This is a genomic window from Flavonifractor plautii ATCC 29863 (assembly GCF_000239295.1).
Classification (GTDB): Bacteria; Bacillota; Clostridia; order Oscillospirales; family Oscillospiraceae; genus Flavonifractor; species Flavonifractor plautii.
The window spans coordinates 1-800 of record NZ_JH417645.1 but is presented as its reverse complement, the minus strand read 5'-3'; the positions used below and the strand labels follow the sequence as shown (position 1 = coordinate 800).

The 800-nt window shown below is 55.2% G+C and carries 1 protein-coding gene; it reads right to left on the bottom strand.

Annotated elements, in window-relative coordinates; genetic code table 11:
* Positions 1–31: 31 nt before the first annotated feature.
* Positions 32–800: IS256 family transposase (locus HMPREF0372_RS01765; protein WP_007488449.1), on the bottom strand; the 769-nt coding region annotated here is incomplete at its 5' end.

Below are 800 nucleotides of genomic sequence, written 5' to 3'. Positions count from 1 at the left end.
CTTTAGTTTGCAAGCTCTGGCATGAATGAAGTCAGCCGGCAATGGAGGCATCCTCAATGGCGGCCTCCAGGTGCTTCATATTCATGTACTTTTTGTTGCCCCACTGGGAGCCAGCTACATGGCGTAGCCGGGCACAGACCAGCATAAGGGCAGAGTTGCCGTCCGGGAAGCTGCCCACTACACGAGTACGGCGGCGGATCTCCCGGTTCAGCCTCTCAATGACATTGTTGGTGCGGATACGGGTCCAATGCTCACTGGGAAAATCACAATAGGTCAGAGTCTCATCGATGCTGTCCTCCACCTTCTTAGCAGCCTCTTTCAGCTTCATGGAACACAGCTCCTCCACTACGGCCCTGGCCTTTTCACGAGCGGCTTTTTTGCTCTCCTGGGCGTGGATCGCCTTGAGCATTTTGGCTACCAGTTTCACCTTGGAGCGAGGTGTGACAGAGAACACATTACGGTAAAAGTGGACGGTGCAGCGTTGGTATTTGGCTTCAGGGAACACTTCGCCCACGGCCTCCAGCATACCAAGGCACTTATCTCCAACGATGAGTTTCACGCCGTCCAGGCCACGGCCACGCAGCCACTGGAAGAAGTTGATCCAACTGGCCTTGTCCTCTTTCATGCCCTCGGCGGCACCTAAAACCTCACGATATCCGTCCTCATTGACCGCGATTGCCACCAGGATGGCCACATTTTCAAACTCTCCACCCCAGTTGCGGCGCAGATAGATCCCATCCACATAGACATACGGATACCGCCCGCCTTGCAGAGGACGGTTACGCCAATCCTCGATGTGG